The 23536-nt window shown below is 63.2% G+C and carries 15 protein-coding genes and 1 pseudogene; 9 read left to right on the forward strand and 7 right to left on the reverse strand.

Annotated features, from left to right (window positions below):
• Nucleotides 1-48: 48 nt before the first annotated feature.
• The 3 genes from JFY56_RS03605 to JFY56_RS03615 form a co-directional block, all read right to left on the reverse strand.
• The gene (locus tag JFY56_RS03605) at nucleotides 49-768 is read right to left on the reverse strand and encodes a dienelactone hydrolase family protein (RefSeq protein ID WP_208312091.1); all 720 of its coding nucleotides are present in this window, start codon (nucleotides 766-768) and stop codon (nucleotides 49-51) included.
• Nucleotides 769-783: 15 nt separating this feature from the next.
• Nucleotides 784-1608, reverse strand: a complete 825-nt coding sequence (locus JFY56_RS03610) for an alpha/beta fold hydrolase (protein WP_208312092.1) — start codon at nucleotides 1606-1608, stop codon at nucleotides 784-786.
• 217 nt (nucleotides 1609-1825) lie between these two features.
• The gene (locus JFY56_RS03615) at nucleotides 1826-2389 is read right to left on the reverse strand and encodes a cysteine hydrolase family protein (RefSeq protein WP_208312093.1); all 564 of its coding nucleotides are present in this window, start codon (nucleotides 2387-2389) and stop codon (nucleotides 1826-1828) included.
• A gap of 106 nt (nucleotides 2390-2495) precedes the next feature.
• Here JFY56_RS03615 and JFY56_RS03620 point away from each other — a divergent pair, with 106 nt between their 5' ends.
• On the forward strand, nucleotides 2496-3491 hold the full coding sequence (locus JFY56_RS03620; protein ID WP_208312094.1) for a GlxA family transcriptional regulator: 996 nt from the start codon (nucleotides 2496-2498) through the stop codon (nucleotides 3489-3491).
• A gap of 3 nt (nucleotides 3492-3494) precedes the next feature.
• Here JFY56_RS03620 and JFY56_RS03625 read toward each other — a convergent pair whose 3' ends face one another.
• Together JFY56_RS03625 and JFY56_RS03630 are read right to left on the reverse strand one after the other, a co-directional pair.
• Entirely contained in the window at nucleotides 3495-5111 is a 1617-nt protein-coding gene (locus JFY56_RS03625; RefSeq protein WP_208312095.1) for an ATP-binding protein, read from the reverse strand.
• A gap of 110 nt (nucleotides 5112-5221) precedes the next feature.
• A complete protein-coding gene (locus tag JFY56_RS03630; protein ID WP_208312096.1) occupies nucleotides 5222-5926 on the reverse strand; it encodes a response regulator in 705 nt (234 codons plus the stop codon).
• An 843-nt stretch (nucleotides 5927-6769) separates the two neighbouring features.
• Here JFY56_RS03630 and JFY56_RS03635 point away from each other — a divergent pair.
• The 7 genes and pseudogenes from JFY56_RS03635 to JFY56_RS03665 all read left to right on the forward strand — a co-directional run bounded on the left by JFY56_RS03635 (nucleotide 6770) and on the right by JFY56_RS03665 (nucleotide 16924).
• Nucleotides 6770-9643, forward strand: coding sequence for a ribonucleoside-diphosphate reductase subunit alpha (locus JFY56_RS03635; protein ID WP_208312097.1), 2874 nt, complete (start codon nucleotides 6770-6772; stop codon nucleotides 9641-9643).
• Between the two features lie 178 nt (nucleotides 9644-9821).
• A complete protein-coding gene (locus JFY56_RS03640) occupies nucleotides 9822-11069 on the forward strand; it encodes a ribonucleotide-diphosphate reductase subunit beta (protein ID WP_208312098.1) in 1248 nt (415 codons plus the stop codon).
• A gap of 148 nt (nucleotides 11070-11217) precedes the next feature.
• Nucleotides 11218-12297, forward strand: coding sequence for a RelA/SpoT domain-containing protein (locus tag JFY56_RS03645; RefSeq protein WP_208312099.1), 1080 nt, complete (start codon nucleotides 11218-11220; stop codon nucleotides 12295-12297).
• A gap of 153 nt (nucleotides 12298-12450) precedes the next feature.
• Nucleotides 12451-13023 (forward strand): REP-associated tyrosine transposase, encoded by a 573-nt coding sequence (locus tag JFY56_RS03650; protein WP_236032413.1) that lies wholly within the window; start codon nucleotides 12451-12453, stop codon nucleotides 13021-13023.
• A gap of 469 nt (nucleotides 13024-13492) precedes the next feature.
• Nucleotides 13493-13645 (forward strand): annotated as a pseudogene (locus JFY56_RS03655) (transporter); the annotation flags it as partial.
• Nucleotides 13646-13817: 172 nt separating this feature from the next.
• Nucleotides 13818-15308 carry a DUF1254 domain-containing protein gene (locus JFY56_RS03660; RefSeq protein WP_208312100.1) on the forward strand — a complete coding sequence of 497 codons (1491 nt, stop codon included), beginning with the start codon at nucleotides 13818-13820 and terminating at the stop codon, nucleotides 15306-15308.
• Nucleotides 15309-15460: 152 nt separating this feature from the next.
• Complete coding sequence (locus tag JFY56_RS03665; protein WP_208312101.1) at nucleotides 15461-16924, forward strand: DUF1254 domain-containing protein; 1464 nt, start codon at nucleotides 15461-15463, stop codon at nucleotides 16922-16924.
• Nucleotides 16925-17024: 100 nt separating this feature from the next.
• Here JFY56_RS03665 and JFY56_RS24610 read toward each other — a convergent pair whose 3' ends face one another.
• Both JFY56_RS24610 and JFY56_RS03675 read right to left on the reverse strand, forming a co-directional pair.
• Entirely contained in the window at nucleotides 17025-19580 is a 2556-nt protein-coding gene (locus tag JFY56_RS24610) for a helix-turn-helix transcriptional regulator (protein ID WP_208312102.1), read from the reverse strand.
• A 139-nt stretch (nucleotides 19581-19719) separates the two neighbouring features.
• Entirely contained in the window at nucleotides 19720-21612 is a 1893-nt protein-coding gene (locus JFY56_RS03675; RefSeq protein WP_208312103.1) for a DUF1302 domain-containing protein, read from the reverse strand.
• 262 nt (nucleotides 21613-21874) lie between these two features.
• Here JFY56_RS03675 and JFY56_RS03680 point away from each other — a divergent pair, with 262 nt between their 5' ends.
• Nucleotides 21875-23242: a DUF1329 domain-containing protein gene (locus tag JFY56_RS03680; RefSeq protein WP_208312104.1), complete on the forward strand. Its 1368-nt coding sequence runs from the start codon at nucleotides 21875-21877 to the stop codon at nucleotides 23240-23242.
• Nucleotides 23243-23536: the final 294 nt, after the last annotated feature.

The following is a 23536-nucleotide window of genomic DNA, read 5'->3' on the forward strand; positions in this document are numbered from 1 at the left end:
ACAACGGACGGAGCCGGCGCTGTTGGGCTTCGCAGGCTCAGCACCAACCTACTTCAGGTACTTGGCGAAGAACTCCGTCGACCGCGCATTGGCCAGCTTCGCCGAGACGGCGTTGTAGTGCACCCCGGCATGGCGGGCGAAGGCGTGGCTGCAGCCGGGATAGGTGTGGATCTCCACGTGCGGGTTGCCGCTCAGCCCGGCGACGATCTTCTGCCGGGCTTCGGCCGGGACGAATTCGTCCGCTTCGGCGATATGCATGAGCAGGCCATGCTTGACGTTGCTCGCCTCGTCCAGGTGCTTGTCGATGCCCACGCCGTAGTACGACACCGCGGCATCGACCTTGGTACGGGTGGCCGTCAGGAAGGACAGCAGCCCGCCCAGGCAGTAGCCCACCACGCCGACCCTGGTGACCGCATCGGGGCGTTTGAGGGCGGTGGCGATGGTGGCGATGATGTCGGAGACGCCGTTGTCGACATCGAAGCCGGTGTAGAGCTTCATCGCCTTGTCCCACTCTTCCTGGGTCTTGTCGGTGATGCTGACCCCGGGCTCCTGGCGCCAGAACAGGTCCGGGCAGACGGCGACGTAGCCCTGCGAGGCCAGCTTGCGGCAGGTTTCGCGCATGTCCTCGTTGATGCCGAAGATTTCCTGGATCACCACGACGACCGGAGCCGGCGTCGCCGCCGGCAAGGCGACGAAGGCGGCAAAGTCGCCATCCGGCGTGGTAACGGTCAGCGCGCTGTCGCGCACTTCCGGGTTGGCAGTGCTCATCGGGAGCATTCCTCCTCAGCTTTTGACGAACTCCAGCAGATCGCCGTTGAGCTTGTCCTTGTGGGTGTCGGTCAGCCCATGCGGCGCGCCGCGATAGACCAGCAGTCTGGCGTTGGGTATCAGCTTCGCCGATTCCTGGGCGGCGGCCTGGATCGGCACGATCTGGTCATCATCGCCATGCAATACCAGGGTCGGCACGTCGAACTTCTTCAGGTCTTCGGTGAAATCGGTTTCCGAGAAAGCCTTGATGCAGTCGTAGGCGTTCTTGTGCCCGGCCATCATGCCCTGCATCCAGAACGAATCGATGATGCCCTGGGAGGGCCGCGCGCCGGGCCGGTTGTAGCCGAAGAACGGGCCGCTGGCGATATCCCGGTACAGCTGCGAACGGTCGGCGATGGAGCCGGCGCGGATATCGTCGAAGACCATGATCGGCAGGCCCTTGGGGTTCTTCTCGGTCAGCAGCATGAGCGGCGGCACGGCCGAGATCAGGCCGGCCTTGGCGACACGCCGGGTGCCATGCCGGCCGATGTAGCGGCTGACTTCGCCACCGCCGGTGGAGAAGCCGAACAGGATGGCGTCCTTCAGGTCCAGCGCCTCGACAAGTTCGGCGAGATCGTCGGCGTAGGTGTCCATTTCGTTGCCGTTCCACGGTTGGCTGGAACGCCCGTGGCCGCGGCGGTCATGGGCGATGCAGCGGAATCCGTGGTTGGCGAGGAACAGCATCTGCGATTCCCAGCTATCGGAACACAACGGCCAGCCATGGCTGAACACGATCGGCTGGCCGGAGCCCCAGTCCTTGTAGTAGAGCTCGGTGCCGTCGCGGGTTGTGATGTAGCTCATCTTGCGCCCTCCTTTGGAATTGGAGTGCCGGACGGCCACACCGGGCCGCCCGCAGCTTTCACGGGAGACAGCGGTAGAGCCAGGCGGAGCCCTGCCGCCACGATGCCGCCGCCATTGCGGGTTGGCGGCGGTTCTCGCTCACTTCCTCTCTTCCTCCGGTGATTGCCTGCGCAAACCGCTTGGCCCGGCCGGGTGTGCCGGGATAGTCCGCCGGGGCTCACTCGCCCTGGCGGGGCATGCCGAGGTATTCGTCGGTGGAGATGACCGTCGCATACGCGAATGCAAGGGCCGCCATGAACGCTGCATGGGCCTGCCCGGCCGGCACCACCACCCCGTTGAATTCCAGATCGCGCGTAGCACAGGCGTCGTGAATCACCGTGGCCTTGTAACCGTAGTCCACTGCGGCGCGCGTGACGGCGTCCACGCACATGTGGCTCATATTTCCGACGATTACCACCTCCTCGATGCCGTGGCTGTCCAGCAGCGGCTTCAGTTCGGTCTGCCGGAAGGAGTTGACGAAGTTCTTCAGCACCACCGGCTCGTCGCCCTGGTTGCGCACCCTGGGGTTGATTTCCGCGCCGGGCGAGCCGGGCACGAAGAACGGCGCCTCGCTGGACGGGAATTCATGGCGGATATGCACCACCAGGTCGCCGGCCTCCCGCGCCGCGCCGATCAGCCGGGCGGCGTTGTCGGCCGCCGCCTCGACTCCGCTGAGGGTCCATTTGCCGCCGGGGAAGTAGTCGTTCTGGATGTCCACCACGATGAGCGCTTGCCTGGTCATGTCGTTTTCCTCTCGCTGGGGGGACGGCTGTCCCGTGTGGTCTTTGTAATCTCCCGGAATCTGGTCGAGGATTGGCGGAATCGACAATTTCGAGGGAGAAACTGACATGGTCGCCCAGCACGATACGGTGGAAGTCGGCCTGCTTGTCTACCCCGGCGCGCAGCTCGCGGCGGTGTACGGCCTGACCGACCTGTTCAGCGTAGCCAACCGGATGGCCGGCGAGCACCCCGGGTCCGGCCTGCCGACCCTGCGAGTGCGGCATTGGGCGGCGGACGCCGGGTCGGGGGATATCCGCTGCGTGTTCGACAGCCATCCAGCGCTGAGCAGCCGCATGAACGTGGTGATCCTGCCGCCCTGCCTGGACGGCCTGCCCCCGGTCGAGAACCTGCAGCCGTTCAGCCAGTGGCTGCGCCAGCAGCACGCCGCCGGCGCGACGCTCAGCTCGGTTTGCGCCGGGGTCCTGCTGCTGGCGGAAACCGGCCTGCTCAGCGGGCGCCCGGCGACCACCCACTGGAACTTCGCCAGGACGCTGGGCGAGCGCTATCCGGATATCGCGGTGGATGCCGACAAGCTGATCATCGACGACGGCGACATCATCACCGCCGGCGGCGTGATGGCCTGGGCCGACCTCGGCCTGGCGCTGGTGGACCGCTTGCTGGCGCCGTCGATCGCCTCGGCCACCGCACACTTCCTGGTGATCGACCTGAGCCGGCAGACGCAGCGCTACTTCAGCCGCTTCGCGCCGCCGCTCACCCACGGCGACGCGGCGGTGCTGAAGGTCCAGCACTGGCTGCAGAAACAGGGCGCCCGCGATGTGACCCTGGGGGCGATGGCCGAACAGGCCGGACTGGGCGAGCGCACCTTCCTGCGGCGCTTCCAGCAGGCCACCGGGCTGAAGCCGACGGAATACTGCCAGGAACTGCGCGTGGCCAAGGGACGCGAGCTGCTGGAGTTCACCACCCGCAGCGTCGACCAGATCGCCTGGGAAGTCGGCTACCAGGACCCGGGCGCGTTCCGCAAGGTGTTCCAGCGCATCGTCGGCCTGCCGCCCAAGGAGTACCGCCTGCGCTTCGGCGTGCGCTGCGCGTCTCGCCCGGCCTGAAGGTCAGTCCGACTGCGGCCGCTGGCGGCGCGGCCAGACCAGGGTGAAGCAGGCGCCGCCGAGTTTTTCGCTGCGGCCGATATGCGCCCGCCCGCCGTGCCAGCGCATGATCCGCCGGACGATGGACAATCCCAGGCCGTGCCCGCCGGTCACCCGCGTGCGGCTGTCGTCGACGCGGAAGAACGGCGTGAACAGCCGCTCCCAGCGCTCCTCCGGGACGCCGGGGCCGTCGTCCTCGACATCCACCCTGCAGCGGTCGAAGCTGACCCGGTAGCTCACCCGCACCCGCCCTTCGGCATAGCGCAGGGCGTTGCCGATCAGGTTCTGCAGGGCCCGCTGCAGGTAGCGCGGCTCGGCCTCGATCCAGCTGCCCTGGTCGAACGGCACCAGGCTGGTCGCCTCGCAGGTGATGCGAACTTCGCGGCGCAACGGCGCGATCTCTCCGGCGACCCGCTCGACCAGCGCGCTCAGCTCCAGCCGCTCGAAGGTCATGGGCGGCGAGCCCTGTTCCAGCCGCGCGTAGGTGAGCATCTCGTCGACCAGCGTATCGAGTTCCTGGATGTCGCCATCCATGCCGTCCATGTACTTGCGGCGGGCGGAATCGGTCTGCGCCGACTCGATCATCTCCAGGCCGAAACGCAGGCGCGCGACCGGCGTGCGCAGCTCGTGGGAAACCGCGCGCACCAGCTCGCGCTGGACGCTGAGCAGTTGCTGCAACTGTTCGGCCATGTGGTTGAAGGTGCCGGCCAGCCGCCCCACCGAGTCCGAGCCGCGCACCTCCACCCGCGCGTCGAGGTTGCCGCGGGCGATGCGTGCGGCCGCCGTATCCAGGCCGAGCAGGCGCTGCTCCAGGCGGCTGACCAGGAAGAACACGATCAGGCCGATCAGGGTCAGCGCGACCAGCGCGATCCCCAGCAGCAGTTGCGTCGGATAGGGATTCATCTGGTGGATCGGCCCCAGTTCCAGGGTCCACGGCGTATTGAGGATGCCCGACAGCACGCGGATCGAGCGGCCATCCTTGCCCAGCGCGAGCACCGTATCGCCCTCCTCCACGCGACGGCTCTGGTCGTCGTCGAGGTCGACATCCTTCAGGTTGCGCAGGTGCACCTCGAAGCCGAACTGCTTGTCGCGGACGATGCGCGCCAGGTGATACGGATACTGGCTGGCCGGGTAGCCCTGCAGGTCGTCCATCAGCAGGTAGATGGTCGCCCGTGCCAGCTGCTCGCTGATCTGCTCCACCTCGCCGACCAGGATCATGCCCTCCGCGGCGCTGATCTGGGTGGTCACCTTGAAGTCATGCGGGCCGTTCTGGCGGACCAGCACGTCGTCCTTCAGCAGCCGCGCGCGGTCGCGCCCGGGCATGTTCAGCGAATCCAGCGTCCGCTGCTGCAGCGGGATGCCCATCAGCCGGCTCCACTGCGACAGCGCGCGCCTGCGCTCGATGTCGTTCATCGGCCGCAGGTCGTCGGCCATCAGGCGGAAGGTGCCGCGCGCCAGCTCTTCGAGGTAGCGACCGCTGCGCACCTCGTTGACCACGTGCAGGGTGAAGGCGCCGAGCGCGGCCACCAGCACCAGGGCCAGCAGCATGCCGCCGTAGATGCGCAGGAAGATGGATTTCAATGCTTGTTCCCTCTATCCCTCAAACAACGGGAGGGGTGATGCATGCTCGGCGCCCGCCGGCATTCCGGACCGCCCCCTCTCCCTCTGGGAGAGGGCTGGGGTGAGGGGTTCTACACCTCACCGACAAACAGATAGCCCTTGCTGCGCACCGTCTTGATCTGCCGCGGATGCATCGGGTCGTCGCCGATCTTCGGGCGGATGCGCGAGATGCGCACGTCGATGGAACGGTCCTGACCGTCGTATTCGATGCCGCGCAGGGAGTTGAAGATTTCCTCGCGGGACAGGATGCGCCCGGCATTGGAGGCCAGCAGCCAGAGCAGGTCGAACTCGGCGCTGGTCAGCTCGATGGTCTGCTCGTCCAGCCAGGCTTCGCGCATGGCGTTGTCGATCACCAGGCGGCCGAACGACAGGCGCTTGCCGGAAGTTGCCGCAGCCGGCTCGACTGCTTCCTTGCGCCGCAACAGGGCGCGGATGCGCGCCAGCAGCAGGCGCGGGCGTACCGGCTTGCACACGTAGTCGTCGGCGCCCATCTCCAGACCCTGCACCTGGTCCATGTCGTCCGTGCGCGCCGTGAGCATCAGGATCGGCCCGTCATAGTCCGGGCGGATGCGCCGGCAGATCGACAGGCCGTCCTCGCCCGGCAGCATCAGGTCGAGCACGACCAGGTCCGGTCGCTCGGCAAGAATGCGCTCCACTGCCGCCGCCCCGTTGGACTCAACGGAAACCTCGAGGCCGTTGCTCTCCAGGTAGTCCTGGGTCAACTCGGCCAGACGCTGGTCATCCTCGACGATGAGAATCCGCGCCTCTTGTTCCATACCGCCTCCTAAGTCCGATCCGGGGGTGCTGAACATACCGGGTTATAGCCGCTCCGCCAGATCATGCCGCACGACAACAGGTCCGGAGCACATTCGATACTCCGCCCTTCGCCTGCCCGGCCTTCGCTCGCAGCCATCTTCCCAGTATGGAAAAACGCCGCATTGTAGCCAACAGGCCCGCCTCCCGCACTGGCGTGCCGGAAATGCCTTACAACCACTAGATATTGTGGTAGGTTTCCGCACCGTCGCAGGCCCCGGGGCGCACCGAAAAAACCATCCGGCTGCGACGAACGGGGAAAAACCGACGCTGCTCCGGCCATACGCCGCGCCCAGCCAGTCACGCACATTTCACCCACATTTTATCCACAGGTTTTCCCCACATCCTCGCCTTGCAAACCCTCCAATAGCGCATTATCTTGTACCCCCGTCGCAGCAGACCCCTACATGTTGTGGTTGGCGACAGAAATCGGACACAAGAAGAAGACGTACTCGCGAGCCGGAATCAGGCTCCTCCGGTTTTATTCCAGTTCTTTCCAGCAGTACTGAAATACAGTGGCGGTGATCCACCCCAAGGGGGCGCTTCATGTCGTTGGAAATTCGGTATGGCAGTTGCTTCAGCTACGTTCAGCGGAAGTCGACTACCACTAGGTATTGTGGTTCCAGCCTTGTCGCTGCAACCAAAGACTCGGGCCAGGGAGGCGCTCCAGTCCCTCCGCTCAGTCCTTGAATCAAGTTCCTGCAGCCGGCCCCGCCGGATGCTGCTTTTGCGTTACCGATTTTTCTTTGGAAATGGGCGTTTCGATGCCCCTCAAAAACATTACGAGAATGTGGAGATAACCACCCATGCAAATCGACCCCACTCGCGAGAACCCGCAGGCCGTGACGCCGCAGGCCGCCGAATCCGCCCAGGATCTGGCTGCCACCGCGCCGGGCCAGCTGCGCGTGATCAAGCGCAACGGCACCGTAGTCCCCTACACCGATGACAAGATCACCGTAGCCATCACCAAGGCGTTCCTCGCCGTGGAGGGCGGCACCGCCGCCGCCTCGTCGCGCATCCATGAAACCGTCGCCCGCCTGACCGAGCAGGTCACCGCGACCTTCAAGCGCCGCATGCCGTCCGGTGGCACCATCCACATCGAAGAAATCCAGGACCAGGTCGAACTGGCCCTGATGCGCGCCGGCGAGCAGAAAGTCGCCCGCGACTACGTGATCTACCGCGAAGCCCGCGCCAACGAGCGCAAGAACAGCGCCAGCACCGTCGCCCAGCCGCACCCGAGCATCCGCATCACCCGCGCCGACGGCAGCCAGCAGCCGCTCGACATGGGCCGCCTGAACACCATCATCCGCGAAGCCTGCGAAGGCCTGGCCGAAGTCGATGGCGACCTGATCCAGCGCGAAACCCTGAAGAACCTGTACGACGGCGTGGCCGAGAAGGACGTCAACACCGCCCTGGTGATGACCGCCCGTACCCTGGTCGAGCGTGAGCCGAACTACTCCTACGTCACCGCCCGCCTGCTGATGGACACCCTGCGCGCCGAAGGCCTGGGCTTCCTCGGCGTGGCCGAAAGCGCCACCCACCACGAGATGGCCGACCTCTACGCCAAGGCCCTGCCGGCGTACGTCGAGAAAGGCGTCGAGTTCGAACTGCTCGATCCGAAACTGAAGGAATTCGACCTGGAGAAACTCGGCCGCGCCCTGAACCACGAGCGCGACCAGCAGTTCACCTACCTCGGCCTGCAGACCCTGTACGACCGCTACTTCATCCACAAGGACGGCATCCGTTTCGAACTGCCGCAGGTCTTCTTCATGCGCGTGGCCATGGGCCTGGCCATCGAAGAGAAGCAGAAAGAAGAACGCGCCATCGAGTTCTACAACCTGCTGTCCTCGTTCGACTACATGTCGTCCACCCCGACCCTGTTCAACGCCGGCACCCTGCGTCCGCAGCTGTCCAGCTGCTACCTGACCACCGTTCCGGACGACCTGTCGGGCATCTACAGCGCCATCCACGACAACGCCATGCTGTCCAAATTCGCCGGCGGCCTGGGTAACGACTGGACGCCGGTGCGCGCGCTGGGCTCCTACATCAAGGGCACCAACGGCAAGTCCCAGGGCGTCGTGCCGTTCCTCAAAGTGGTGAACGACACCGCCGTCGCCGTGAACCAGGGTGGCAAGCGCAAGGGCGCCGTCTGCGCGTACCTCGAAACCTGGCACATGGACATCGAAGAGTTCATCGAGCTGCGCAAGAACACCGGTGACGACCGCCGCCGCACCCACGACATGAACACCGCGAACTGGATTCCGGACCTGTTCATGAAGCGCGTGTTCGACGATGGCTCCTGGACCCTGTTCTCGCCGTCCGACGTCCCGGACCTGCACGACCTCACCGGCAAGGCCTTCGAAGAGCGCTACGAGTACTACGAAGCCATGGCCGGCTACGGCAAGATCAAGCTGCACAAGGTCGTCCAGGCCAAGGACCTGTGGCGCAAGATGCTCTCCATGCTGTTCGAGACCGGCCACCCGTGGCTGACCTTCAAGGACCCGTGCAACCTGCGCAGCCCGCAGCAGCACGTCGGCGTGGTCCACAGCTCGAACCTGTGCACCGAGATCACCCTGAACACCAACAAGGACGAGATCGCGGTCTGCAACCTGGGCTCGATCAACCTGGTCAACCACATCGTCGACGGCAAGCTGGACACCGCGAAGCTGGAGAAAACCGTCAAGACCGCAGTACGCATGCTCGATAACGTCATCGACATCAACTACTACTCGGTCCCGCAGGCGCGCAACTCCAACCTCAAGCACCGTCCGGTCGGCCTCGGCATCATGGGCTTCCAGGACGCGCTGTACCTGCAGCACATTCCGTACGGCTCGGACGCGGCCATCGAGTTCGCCGACAAGTCCATGGAAGCGGTGAGCTACTTCGCCATCCAGGCTTCCTGTGACCTGGCCGACGAGCGCGGCGCCTACGAGACCTTCGAAGGCTCGCTGTGGTCCAAGGGCATCCTGCCGCTGGACTCCCAGCAGATCCTGATCGAGGCCCGTGGCCAGAAGTACATCGACGTCGACCTCACCGAGTCCCTGGACTGGGCACCGGTCCGCGCCCGCGTGCAGAAAGGCATCCGCAACTCGAACATCATGGCCATCGCACCGACCGCGACCATCGCCAACATCACCGGCGTATCGCAGTCCATCGAGCCGACCTACCAGAACCTGTACGTGAAATCGAACCTCTCGGGCGAGTTCACCGTGATCAACCCCTACCTGGTGCACGACCTCAAGGCGCGCGGCCTGTGGGACCCGGTCATGGTCAACGACCTGAAGTACTACGACGGCTCCGTGCAGCAGATCGAGCGCATCCCGCAGGACCTCAAGGATCTGTACGCCACCGCGTTCGAGGTGGAAACCCGCTGGATCGTCGACGCCGCCAGCCGCCGCCAGAAGTGGATCGACCAGGCCCAGTCGCTGAACCTGTACATCGCCGGCGCCTCGGGCAAGAAGCTCGACGTGACCTACCGCATGGCCTGGTATCGCGGTCTGAAGACCACCTACTACCTCCGTGCCCTGGCCGCGACCAGCACCGAGAAGTCGACCATCAACACCGGCAAGCTGAACGCCGTGTCCTCGGCGATCGACGAGACCCTGCAGGCCGCGCCGCAACCGGCGCCGGTTCCGAAGGCGTGCTCGATCGACAACCCGGATTGCGAGGCTTGCCAATAAGGCTTCGCCACGTGCGGTGAACCCCACCGCACGCACGGACAATCCCCTCTCCCTCCGGGAGAGGGCTAGGGTGAGGGGCTCTTTTTATCCCCTCCCCCGATTAAAGCTTTCGCGTGCACCTCACGCACCCAAACACCCAGGCCGGCCCAGACCGGTCCGCCAGACCAGGAGAGGAACAATGCTCAGCTGGGACGAATTCGACAAGGAAGACGGCGCCGAAGCCGTTGCCGCCAAACCCGCCGCACCGGTAGTTGCAGCGGCCATCGACAAGCTCGACAACGAAGCCGCCGGCTCGGTCGAGAGCGCCCGCGCCGTCTCGACCGACGACTCCGACGCCGTTGCCCGCGCCAAGAAAGCCCTGGACGACCTCGACATCCAGGAAGGCCTGGACGACCTCGAAGGCTCCGCCGCGCGCGTGCAGGTTGGCGACAAGCAGATGATCAACGCCCGCGCCGACCTCAACCAGCTCGTACCGTTCAAGTACGACTGGGCCTGGCAGAAGTATCTGGATGGTTGCGCCAACCACTGGATGCCGCAGGAAGTGAACATGAACGCCGACATTGCCCTGTGGAAGAGCAAGGACGGCCTCAGCGAAGACGAGCGCCGCATCGTCATGCGCAACCTCGGCTTCTTCTCCACCGCCGACTCCCTGGTTGCCAACAACCTGGTCCTGGCCGTGTACCGCCTGATCACCAACCCCGAGTGCCGCCAGTACATCCTGCGCCAGGCCTTCGAAGAGGCGATCCACACCCACGCCTACCAGTACTGCATCGAGTCGCTGGGCATGGATGAAGGCGAGATCTTCAACATGTACCACGAGATTCCTTCGGTCGCGAAGAAAGCCTCCTGGGGCCTGAAGTACACCCGCTCGATCTCCGACCCGCAGTTCCAGACCGGCACCCCGGAAACCGATCGCCAGTTCCTGCGCAACCTGATCGCCTACTACTGCGTACTGGAAGGCATCTTCTTCTATTGCGGCTTCACCCAGATCCTCTCCATGGGCCGCCGCAACAAGATGACCGGCACCGCCGAGCAGTTCCAGTACATCCTGCGCGACGAGTCCATGCACCTGAACTTCGGCATCGACGTGATCAACCAGATCAAGATCGAAAACCCGCACCTGTGGGACGCCGCGATGAAGGACGAAGCGACCCAGATGATCCTGCAGGGCACCCAACTGGAAATCGAATACGCCCGCGATACCATGCCGCGCGGCGTACTGGGCATGAACGCCGCGATGATGGAGGACTACCTCAAATTCATCGCCAACCGCCGCCTGACCCAGATCGGCCTGAAAGAGGAATACCCGGGCGCAACCAACCCGTTCCCGTGGATGTCGGAAATCATGGATCTGAAAAAGGAAAAGAACTTCTTTGAGACCCGCGTAATTGAATACCAGACTGGCGGTGCGCTGAGCTGGGATTGATATACCGAGCAATACGTCAAGACCATTAGAAACGCTGTAACTCGAAATGGAATTTTGGGGCAGTGATTAGAAAGAAGAAGCCCCGCCTTGTGCGGGGCTTCACTTTTACTCTGGAGCCACGTAAGCCGCTGGCTTATAGGAGAAAACAATGGCATGGGCAAAACCTGAGTTCAAGCCTGAGCAAGTAAACGCAGCCGCCAAGAAACTAGCCACCATGGAGTTTCCTGTTGTAGACCAAGAAGGACTAGAAAACCTCTCTATTATTAATAACTGGCGCTCCTCTCATGCTTACCCCCTCAACACCTTTCAAATAACCCTCAGAACCAAGGCAAGAAAAATTGAGCGCGAAGTAATTGTCGCCCAGCGCTCAAAGCGCCTAGAGTCCATTCATAAAAAGCTAGTTAGCAAACCTACGATGCGAATGACTCAAATGCAAGACATCGCAGGCTGCAGGGCAGTATTCACCAAGGTTAAAGATGTCTATAAGCTTGTGAGCGAATACAAAACAAGCAGGTTTGACCATAAATTCAGAAACGAAAAAGATTACATTGCCAACCCCAAACCTGACGGATATCGCTGCTACCATTTAGTTTATGAGTACAAAGGAACTAGAGTAGAAACAGCCGCTTACTCAGGCCTTCGGGTGGAGATACAAATTCGCTCAAAAATGCAACACGCATGGGCAACTGCTGTGGAGGCTGTAGGCATATTCACAAAGCAGGCATTGAAATCCAATCAAGGAAACCAAGACTGGCTCCGATTTTTCTCTTTAATGGGCTCCGCAATTGCAGCAATAGAGAGCACCGCCCCAGTTCCTGAAACCCCCACTACCAAAGCTGAATTAGTAACCGAAATAAGCCAACTAGCAACCCAACTACACGTTAAAGAAATGCTACAAGCGTATAACGCAACAATTACTACACTTGGCTCTGCGAAAGACGAGAAATATTTCATTGTAGAAATGGATCCCGAACAACACAAAATTACTGTTCGCCGCTACAAGGCAAGGCAATCTGAAGAAGCCAACAAAATTTACACCGAACTCGAAAGCAGAATACCTGATAGCTCGTCGACTCAAGTCGTACTAGTATCGGTTGAAAACATCAACGCACTTAAGCGCGCCTACCCAAACTACTTCCTCGACACAAATAATTTCAGCAAAATTGTGGATCGAGTTCTAAAAGGCAATATCCCCGAACCACAACCCCACGCTCCCCTGCTTCTTTAACGAATAGCCTGAATATACCCACGGTGGAAAAGGCTTCGCCGTTTTCCACCCTACGAGATGTCCTACGCGGAGGTGGGGTGGGTGTAGGGTGGACAACGCGAAGCTTGTCCACCACTGTTCGCCGCCACACATTTGCTCAAGGATTGAGCCGCCATGTCCACCTACCGCCGCGTCCGTGCGCCGGGGGCGACCTATTTCTTTACCGTCAATCTGAACGACCGCAGCAGCGATCTGCTGGTGCGTGAAGTCGATCTGTTGCGCCAGACGGTGCGGGCTACGAAGGCTCGCCATCCCTTCCATATCGATGCCTGGGTGATCCTGCCCGAACACATGCATTGCCTGTGGACGTTGCCTGAAGGCGACGCCGATTTCGCTCTGCGCTGGAAGGTCATCAAGTTCGCCTTCGCCAAACGTGTTCCGAAAACCGAGGCGCGCACTTGCGGACAACACAAACGCGGCGAGCGTGGGATCTGGCAACGACGCTATTGGGAACACCTGATCCGCGACGATCTCGATTACCAGCGGCACTTCGATTACATCCATTTCAATCCGTTGAAGCACGGACATGTGGATCGGCTGGCGGATTGGCCGTATTCGAGTTTTCACCGGGCCGTTCGGGCAGGAATTTATTCCCGGGATTGGTGCGATGGTTGGGATCTGGATGGCGATGGCTTCGGAGAGGGCTTAGGAACCGGTGGAAAACGCTTCGAGGTTTTCCACCCGTAGCCGTCCAGCAACCCCTGAAAAATTCCTGGCTGACAGCAGCCGATACTCGAAGTGACTGCCATGGATGACATCGCCGGCCAATGCCGGGCCCAGCCCGGAATAGGTGTACCGCTGGAAAGATGCGCCGCCACTCATTCAGACCTTCTCAGACTATTTCGTCATTCGGCTATCGAGTTCTTGCACTCAATCTAGACTGCAATCCGAACAGGTCGAATTCGGCGGCGCCCCGCCTGGAAGCAGGGCGATCTCGAGGAAGGCTCCAAAGGGCCTCAATGGTCGGCCAGTACCAAAGTCTCCCGCTGCCTGCAGGACCAGCAGAGGAAACAGCATGCAAGGCAAGCGCTACCGCAACTCCCTCCGATGCTTTGTCCCCGTCTCGGTCTGCGTACTTGGCCTGTGGCCGTGCACCACCTGGGCTGGCGGCGACCTGCTCTGCGAAGACAACCAGTTCGATGGCAATCCCCTCGCTGACGGGCTGGACCTGCACTTCGCCTACACGCGGGTCTGGCTCGGCGACATGGATGTGGGCCAGACCAGGGCGCGCTCGGGCAACACGCTGTCCGGCACTTACGACAACGCCATGCTGCACATACTGGGCGGGGGTGCGGTTTGGCGTTTCTGAAGACACGAATCGGCAGTCCCCCATCGGGGGGATCAATACCTTTTCCTTTCCGCAATAGCATTCAAAACCTGCCAATCGGCGCGACCAGACCTTCCCGTACCTGGGCAACTTCAAGCAGAGCAAGGCTGCGCCACCCTCTCACCAGGCGTTTCTACGTTTTCAGGAGGAAACCATGCTCAAACCCCATCTGCGATTGACGACACTCGCGTGTCTGATCGGCGCCCTCGCTCTGGCCCCGGTCCCGGCCAGTGCCGAGGAGGCGCCGGCCTCCCCACTGGTCAAGCAGATCAACAATGGCAACTGGCTCGACCCGAAGGAAGCCGAAAGCCTGCGTGACGAGCTGTATTACCAGCGTGCCGTGTTCGCCTACATGACCATGCTTCCGGCGCTGAACACCATTGGCCTGCGCGATGGCTCGGCGAAGGCCTTCGGCTCCGGCTACAACGTGCTGCCGATCTGGAAGGAACGCATGGACGCCCGCGCCCAGGTGCCCACGCCGAACGCCGATGTGATCTATTCCATGAGCTACCTGGACCTGAAGCAGACCGGTCCGCTGGTGGTGAACGCCCCGGCGAACGTGATCGGCATGTTCACCGACTTCTTCCAGCGCACCATCACCGACGTCGGCGCCGTCGGCCCCGACCGCGCGCGTGGCGGGCTGTTCCTGCTGCTGCCGCCGGACTACCAGGGTCATGTGCCGAGCGGCTACTACACCTTCAAGTCGCCGACCTACAACGTCTTCCTGTTCTTCCGCACCATCATGGCCAAGGGTGACGGCAAGCCGGACCCGGCGCCGGCGGTGAAGAACGCCGAGACCACCCGCATCTACCCGCTGTGGGCGCCGGAGAAGGACGTCAAGCCGATGGAATTCCCGGACGGCAGCGGCAAGCGGGTCGACATGATGTATCCGACCGACAACGCCTACTGGACCAAGCTCAAGGAGTTCGTCGACTACGAACCCGTCGAGGCCATCGCTCCGGAACTGCGCGGCGTGCTGGCGTCCATCGGCATCGTCAAGGGCGAACCGTTCAAGCCAACCGCGAAACAGCAGGAACTCCTGAAGAAGGCCGTGGAGACCGCGCCGAAGATGATCCTCGCCACCCGCCAACTGGGCCGCGACGACAAGCGCAACCTCTACTACAAGGACCGCCAGTACGAGAACACCTGGGCCGGCGGCACCGCCGAGTGGATGCAGTCCAGCTACCTGGACGTGAACCAGCGCGCCAGCTTCTTCCAGATCGCCTATTCGTCGGCGCCGGCGATGGTCATGCACACCACCGGGGCAGGCTCGAAGTATCCGTTCACCGCCCGCGACAAGGACGGCAACTTCCTCGAAGGCGGACACACCTACAAGCTGCGCCTGCCACCCAACCCGCCGGCGGGCCTGTTCTGGGCGGTGACGGCCTACAACGTGACCGACGGCACCATGCCGGAAACCAAACAGCTGTTGCCCTCCACCAACGGCTACTACGACATCGTGAAACAGGCCGACGGCTCCATCGAGATCTGGTTCGGCCCGGAGAAACCGCAGGATGTCGCCGACAACGCCTTCATCCAGACCATCCCCGGCCGCAACTTCCTCGCCACCGTGCGCCTGTATGGCACCGGGCATGCGTTCTACGACCAGAGCTGGAAACCGGACGATCTGGTCAAGGTGAAGTAATCGCGAACACCCGGCGAAGCGCCTGACAGCGACTCGCCGGGCTCCGGAACAACACGCTGTACCAACGCCAATGGATTGCCGGTCGTACATGCCCTCCCCCGCCAGGGACAAGGAGAGCAACTGGCGGCCGGCCCACCAGGAGGAACCGCTCCATGAAAGCACCGCTCAAGATTCTATCGGCCGCGATCCTGTCGCTGACCATCTGCGTTCCGCTGAGCCATGCCGCTACGCAGGGCCAGCAGCCCGCGGCCCCCATCGTCATGCCGTCGCACGACGTGCTGATGCATCCGGCATACGTCGAGACCATCGCCCGCATGGCTTATGTATGGGGCTGGCCGATGGTGAACATGCTGAACCGCTACGAAACCATCACCAAGGCACCCCATCCGGGACTGCTTGGCGGCGTCCTGCCCGTCGCGCCGCGCGGCCAGCTCGGTATGCTGCACGACTACATCACCCCGGACGAAACTTTCGTCACCTGCCCGAACCAGGACGTGGTCTATGGCCTGGGCTTCTTCTCGCTGGACGAGGAGCCGGTGATCGTCCAGGTGCCGGACTTCGGCGACCGCTTCTGGGTATACGCCCTGTACGACCAGCGCACCGACCAGTTCGGCGAGCTGGGCAAGCCCTATGCCAGCAAACCCGGCTTCTACATGCTGGTGGGACCGAAGTGGAAGGGCGAGAAGCCTGAAGGCGTCGAAGCCATCATCCGCAGCCCCACCGCCCTGGCCAATGCCATCCCGCGGATATTCATGGACGACACCGCCGCAGACCGCGCGGCGATCCAGGGCAAGATCAACCAGATCGCCGCCTACCCGCTGAAGGATTTCGACGGGAAGATGAAGACCATCGACTGGAAGAACACGCCGGACATCCCGAACCCGAATGCGGGCAAGGCCAGCGGCGGTGAAACCAAGTGGGTGGTTCCGGAGAAATTCTTCGACCAGTTCGCCAGGGTGCTGGAGATGGTTCCGCCGCAGCCGGGCGAGGAAGCGCTCTATGGCCAGTTCCGCCTGCTCATGGACGCCGCCGCCAAGGACCCGGCGATCAAGAAGCAACTGATCGAAGTGGCGCAGAAGACCGAGAAGGAAGTGATCGCGCCGTTCTTCCAGTGGAAGCACAACGGCCGCCCCGCCGGCAACGGCTGGAACCGATCCACCAACAATGCGGCGTTCGGCCTCGACTACTTCAACCGTGCCGGCACGGCCAAGTCGAACATGTTCGACAACCGGCCCAACGAAACCCAGTACTACTACACCGACTTCGACGAGTCGGGCGCGCAGCTCAACGGCAGCCACAGCTACCAGGTCACCTTCGCCGCCGGGCAGGAGCCGCCGGTGCAGGGCTTCTGGTCGCTGACGCTGTACAACCAGCACCACCTGTTCAGCGCCAACGAGCTCAACCGCTATTCGCTGGGCACCAAGAACAAGGACCTGAAGCACAATGCCGATGGTTCGCTGACGCTGTATGTCGGCCCCACCTCGCCCGGCAAGGACAAGGAAGCCAACTGGCTGCCTTCGCCGAAGGAACCCATCTCGCTGTACCTGCGTGCGTACTGGGGCAAGGAAGGCGTCACCGGTGGCAGCTGGAAGCCGCCAGTGATCAAGAAGCTGTAAGCGATCCGCAAAAGACAATGCCCTCCTTGGAGGGCATTGTCGCTTTGAATGCCTGGGCGCTGCCCATATGCAGGGCAATCCCTCAAGAACGATCGGCCGCTCAGCTCACCAGCCCCAGTTCCTTGGCCCGCACGATCGCCTGGGTGCGCCGGGAAACGCCGAGCTTGTTGTTTATCCGCTGCGCATGACTCTTCACCGTATGCAGGGAGATGTGCAGGCGCTCGGCGATTTCCTGGTTCGCCAGCCCCTCGGCGATCATCTCCAGCACGGAGCGCTCGCGACGGCTCAACTGCCCGGGATCGGCCGCCGCGACCTCGTCGCTGTCGACTTCGTTTCTGACGATCCATCTGCCAACTTCGGGCATGAGCGCCTGCCACTGGTACTCGAAGGCCGTTCCCCCCATTCGCCGCGCCTGTCCCAGTCCCTCCAGCAGTGCCGCCTGCGCCTTGCGCTGGCGACCACCGGCGAGATGCGCCTCGGACAGTGCGAACCACAATTCGCACGCCTGCCCCTGCAATCCCTCTTCCTGGATCTGCTCCAGCAAGCCCTCGATCACGCCCGTCACATCCTCGCCAGCGGCAATGCGAGTACGCGCATGCAGCAGCTCGAACTGGCGCCGGACATCCAGTCCCAGGTGGGCAAGCCGCCATCCCGGCCGCATCCGGCACCGTTCCAGGTAACGGGTCGCCAGGACCGCGCAGCGTTGGTGCTGCCCCTGCAGCAGCCACAGCTTGCCGCGCAGCAGATCGAGCTGCGGCTGGTACAGCGCTGCCGATACCCGACGCAGCTGCATGGCGCGCGTGGCTTCACCGAGCTGCTCGAAAGCATCATCCAGGCGGCCCAGCGACGCATCCACCTCCGCCAGGCCGATATAGGCCCATACGGCAGCGGGATCGCTACATTCCAGACCGATATCCAATGCCCGCGCATAGGACTCCCTGGCCGCCACTGCGTGACCCTGGCGCCAGAAAATCCGGCCCTGCTGGATCAATGCCCTGCCTCCCACCATACCGGTCAGCGAGCCCAGTTCGGCCACCACGCGGGCCAGCAGACGCTGCGCGCGCAACAGCTCTCCCCGCTGCTCCAGATGGCCTGCGTACTGCAGCATCAGCAGCCCCTCCAGCTGGAGGTTGCCGTTCGCCCGCACCTCCTGCGAAGTCGCGGTACTGAAGCGCTTCGCTTCGTCCAGCCTGCCCTCGGCGTAGGCGATGTCGATCAGCAGCAGATGCGCCATCGCACGTTGCGCCAATGCTTCCGGCGGCAGTTCCGGCAAGGCCGCGCGAATCAGCGACGACGCGATTTCGGCATGTCCACGCAGCAGCGCCAACTGGCCGGACAGCAGCCGCCACTGGGCCAGCAGTTCGCCGTGCTGCCTATCGTCGGGCCGCTCGAGGAAACCCTCCAGCTCGTCGATGCAACCCTGCGCCTCCTCCAGGCGCCCGGCCAGCAACAGTGCCCAGCCCAGCAATACCACCAGGCGCGGCGTGCTTCGCAGCAACTCGCCGGGCAGCTCGTCTCGCCATTGCAGCAGGCGGCTCATGCCATTGCCCTGCAGCAGGGCATCCACGGCGTAGCGTTCCAGCAGGCTGGCGGCCACGTCGGACTGCCCCGCCAGCAGCGCGAAGCGAATGGCGCCATCGACTTTCCCCTGGGCGGAGAAGTATTGCGATGCCCGGCGGTAAAGCCCGGTTCGATGGCTCTCCGGCACGCTCACCGCCAGCAGCGGCGCGGCGACCGGATGCACGCGATAGCGTCCATCCGACGCTTGCAGCGGTTCGACGAATGCGCCCGAGTCGATGAGTTCGCTCAGCGGCCGATGCTCGTCGGGCGCTCGCAGGGTCCGGTACAGCTGTTCATCGAAACTGGGCAGGCAGGCCAGCAGGCACAGCGTTTCGCGGTGCTGCGTCGGCATCCGCGCGAGCAGCTCGCCGTCCAGATAGCTGTTCAGCAGATGCTCGGCGGAAAATGGCGAGTGCGCCAGCAGGTGCAACCTGACAGCAGCCCACCAGCCCTGCGTGCGCTGCATCAGCAGGTCGACATCGATCCAGCTGTCGTCTCCTTCGACCTTCTGCACCAGCTCGGCCAGCTCGCTGCAGGTCAGCGCCAACTGCCGTGCATCCACTTCGCAGAGATCGTTCGACAACAGCAGGCGGGTAAGCTGCAAGGCTGGCCGGCGGCGGCTGGCTACCCACCAGCCGATCTGCGGCGAGGCGAGATGCATGAGATGCCTGAGCAGGGAGTCGAACGCCTCGCAGGATGTCTGCGGAAGGTTGTCGAGCATGATCCACAACGGCCGGGCGCAATTGGCCAGGAACGACGCGATCGCCTGGCTTTCGGAGGTCGGCAGGCCCAGCGCGGCGGCCAGACGCTGGTGGAACTCCGCAGTCCCGGTCGCGCTTCCATGCAGCTCCAGCCAGCAGATGGCGGTACCGGGCGGGCAGAATCCGGCGCACTCCCGCAGCAGCACGCTCTTTCCGCTGCCCGGCGGGCCGGACAGGAGGCGCAGGCGTGGAGCGCCGCGCAGGAGATGCTGGGTGAGACGGGGGCGTGGCAGATGATCCGCTGGCAATGCGGGAAGCCTGCTCAGCTCGATTCCGGGCAGTTCCGGGTGCATGGGATTGGCCTTTGGCTTGAGTCCGCCGATCCTAGGAAGCACGCGCGGTATCGTTGATCCCCTGAATGGGGGAAAAAATGCGGCCCGAAGGCCGCAAATCAGGAGTAGCTCTTACGAGCATCGGGGCTTCCCCCGACTCCACCGGGTGCCGCGCACCAGCCCGGCACCCTGCAGATCCGTTTTAGAAGTTCACCCCCAGGCTCAGCGCGATGAAGTCCCGATCGGTCGAGGTGTTGAAGTCGCCGCCGAAGAAGTCTGTATAGGAAAGGCTGGCCGTGTAGGTGTTGGCGTAATCCGCGTCCAGGCCCAGGCTGATAGCCTTGCTGCCTTCGTTGAACAGCCCGTTGGGGCCATAGCCGTTCACGTCGTGGGACCAGCTGATGTTCGGCTTGAGGTTCACCCCGGCGAACGCGTTGTTGTAATCCCAGATCGCGCGGGCGCGGTAACCCCAGGAGGTGCTGGTCACGTAACCGTCGTTCACGCAGTTGCTGGTCAGGTTGGTGAAGTCGTTGTTGCCCACGGCGCCGGAAATGGTCGTCTGGTTCAGCGCGCGGCAGGTATCCACCCCGCCGGTGGCGGGCAGCGGCCCCGGACCGAAGACTGGATCGCGGCCGAAACGCGCTTCGCTGGTGGACTCCAGCCCGCCGGCATGCACTACGCCGAGTTCGCCGATCAGCGTCAGGCGCTCTGCACCCATTACCTGGTCGAAGAAATGCGCCAGGGTGGTCTGGAACTGGGTGATTTCCTTGCGACGGTAACCGTGCAGGTCGGCACCGGGGGTGGCATCGAGGACCGAGGCATTGCCGAAGGCGGCGAACGCCGGGTTGAGCGCCGCCAGCGGGCCGACGTTGGCGAACAGGATGTCGGTGGTGTTCAGTTGCACCGGAGCGTTCGGCCGATAGCTCAGCTCGCCGCTCCAGGCGGTGCCGGTCGGCAGCGTGGTGGCGAAGCTCAGGCCGTAGAGATGGATGTCCTCGGGGTACTCGATGAAGTAACTGGTGTTGCCGGCGACCACCAGCGGCGCAGCGGCACCCGTACGCGCGCCAGTGTTGTAGACGACCTGCCCCGGTGCCGACGTGCTGAGGAACGGTGTGCGGCTGTGGTAGTTCATGTAATAGGCGCCGAACTCGGTGTCCAGCGGTTCGAAGGTGTAGCGCAGCGTCATGCCCCACTGCCCGCTGTCGCGCGCATCGCGGTCGCCCGCGCGGCGTACCAGCGTGCCTTCGCTGTTCTGGTCGATGTCGAGCGCAGTCCCGGGCAGTGCGGCATTGACCGCCTGTCCCGCCGCCAGGTTGTTGGTCAGCACGCGGAGGTTGTCATTGCAGCCGTCGGCAGCCACGTCCGCCTGGGAGAAGAAGGTGCCGCAGTTGTCGATGACGGTCTGGTCCCATTCGATCTGGTAGAAGCCTTCGACGGCCAGGTTGTCGGTCAGGCTCTGCGACAGATAGAACATGTTCACCGGGATCAGGCCTTCCTTGATCTCGGCGCCGGGACGGCGGAACGCGGAAACGTCGATCGGGTTGATCGAGTTGATGCTGTTCAGGATGAAGGTACTTTCACCCCAGCTCACCACCTGCTTGCCCAGGCGCACCGAGCCCGGTTTATCGGCGATGTTGTAGTTGTGGTAGATGAACGCGTCTAGCAGCTGCGCGCCGGAGGATTTGGCGCCTTCCTTGCGACCGCTGTCGTCGATGTCCTTGAACAGGCGGCTCTCGTCCTTCAGCTCGAAGTCGTACCAGTACTTGCCGCGCAGGAAGATGCCGGTGTCCTGGTATTTCAGTTCGAGGTCGTGGATGCCCTTGAAGATCTTCGAGAAGGTCTCGCCCTGCTTGAAGTTCAGGTGCCCATCGTCGGAGGTCTGCGACAGCCCCCTGCCGCCGTTGTTGACGCCGATCAGGTCGCGGTCGGGATTGGCTGTCGCCCAGCTGGCACCGATGGAAAGGCTGGAGTCGAACTGCCCTTCGATTTCACCGATGTTGAAGGTGGCGGCCTCGCTGTGACCCGCCAGACCGGCGGCGATCGCCACGGCCAGTGCCTGGAACTTGAATCCGGCGCGCTTTTTTATTTTGCTCATGCGGCTCTTCCCTATTGGGTGTTTGTTGGCCGCGAAAGCTAATCAAGCACCACCGGCGCACGTAAGCGACAAAGTAGTGATTCGAAATTCATACCTCCGTGCGCACCGCGGCGCGACTGGAGTCCTGTTTGCCGTGCCCCCCATTCGGGGGACATTTTCCCCCGTGGCGGATTGATAGCGTGGATACCGGGTAGCACGTCCTGCCCGCGCCGGGTCGAACCCGGCACACCTGCGCCCCATCAAGTACATCGAGGAAAGTGACATGTCCCCAATAAGATCCTGGCTGCGAGCCGGGGCTTTCTCTCTTACCGCCCTGTCCGCCGCCACGCTGGCCGCCGTGCCCGCTGACGAAGCCGCACAACTCGGCAAGAACCTCACGCCCATGGGTGCGGAAATGGCCGGCAATGCCGACGGCAGCATCCCCGCCTGGACCGGCGGCCTGCCGAAGAACGCCGCGCCGGTGGATGCCAAGGGCTTCCTCAGCGATCCCTTCCCCAACGACAAGCCGCTGTTCACCATCACCAAGGACAACTACGCTAAGTACCAGGACAAGCTGACGCCCGGCCAGGTCGAGATGTTCAAGCGCTATGGCGACAGCTATGTCATGCCGGTCTTCCAGACCCGCCGCACTGCCACCGTGCCCGATGCGGTATTCGCCGCTGCGAAGAAGAACGCCACCACGACCACCATGGTCACCGGCGGCAACGGCCTGACCAACTTCGATACGGCCGTCCCCTTCCCCATTCCCAGGAACGGGCTGGAAGTCATCTGGAACCACATCACCCGCTATCGTGGCGGCAGCTTCAGCCGGCAGATCGTCCAGGCCACCCCGCAGGCCGACGGCACGCCGAGCCTGGTGACCTTCGAGGATCACTTCACCTTCCGCACCAACCTGAAGGACTACAAGCCCGACGAGAACACCAACCTGCTGTTCTGCTTCACCCAGCAGGTGGTACAGCCGGCGCGTCTGGCCGGTAGCGTGCTGCTGGTCCGCGAGCCCATCGACCAGGTCGAGGAACCGCGCCAGGCGTGGATGTACAACGCCGGCCAGCGCCGCGTACGCCGCGCCCCGCAGGTCGCCTACGATGGTCCGGGCGTCGCCACCGACGGCCTGCGCACCTCCGACAACTACGACATGTACAACGGCTCGCCCGACCGCTACGACTGGAAGCTGATCGGCAAGAAGGAGATCTACATTCCCTACAACAGCTATCGCCTGACCTCCACCAAGCTGAAGTACTCCGACATCCTCAAGGCCGGCCATATCAACCAGAACCTCGCCCGCTACGAGCTGCACCGGGTCTGGGAAGTCGAGGCGACCCTCAAGACCGGCCAGCGCCATATCTATGCCAAGCGCCACTTCTTCATCGACGAGGACACCTGGCAAGCCGCCGAGATCGACCACTACGACGGCCGCGGCCTGCTCTGGCGCGTAGCCGAAGCCCATGCCATGCAGATGTATGACTACCAGGTGCCGTACTACGCCCTGGAAACCCTCTACGACCTGCAATCCGGCCGCTACCTGGCGCTGGGCCTGACCAACCAGGAGAAGCATTTCTACAATTTCAACTTCCAGGCTTCCAACGCCGACTACAGCCCTGCGGCGCTGCGCAACATGGGCGTTCGCTGATCGCGGATTCCGTTGCGGTAATACGAAAGGCCACCTTCGGGTGGCCTTTTTCATTTATGTACGGCGAGGCGACAGGTGTCCGTAGGTTGGCGTTGAGCGAAGCGATACCCAACAGGACGATTGGTGCGACGCGGTTTCACTGTAGGAGCGGGCCATGCCCGCGAAAAATCGCCATGCAAGAGCTTCGCGGGCATGGCCCGCTCCTACGATCATCCGCGGGGCGAACTCCTGTAGGAGCGAGCTCTGCTCGCGAAGCTTTTGCGGGGCTGAGGTTCGCGAGCAGAGCTCGCTCCT

The organism is Pseudomonas schmalbachii, assembly GCF_017589465.1.
In the GTDB taxonomy this organism is placed as follows: domain Bacteria; phylum Pseudomonadota; class Gammaproteobacteria; order Pseudomonadales; family Pseudomonadaceae; genus Pseudomonas; species Pseudomonas schmalbachii.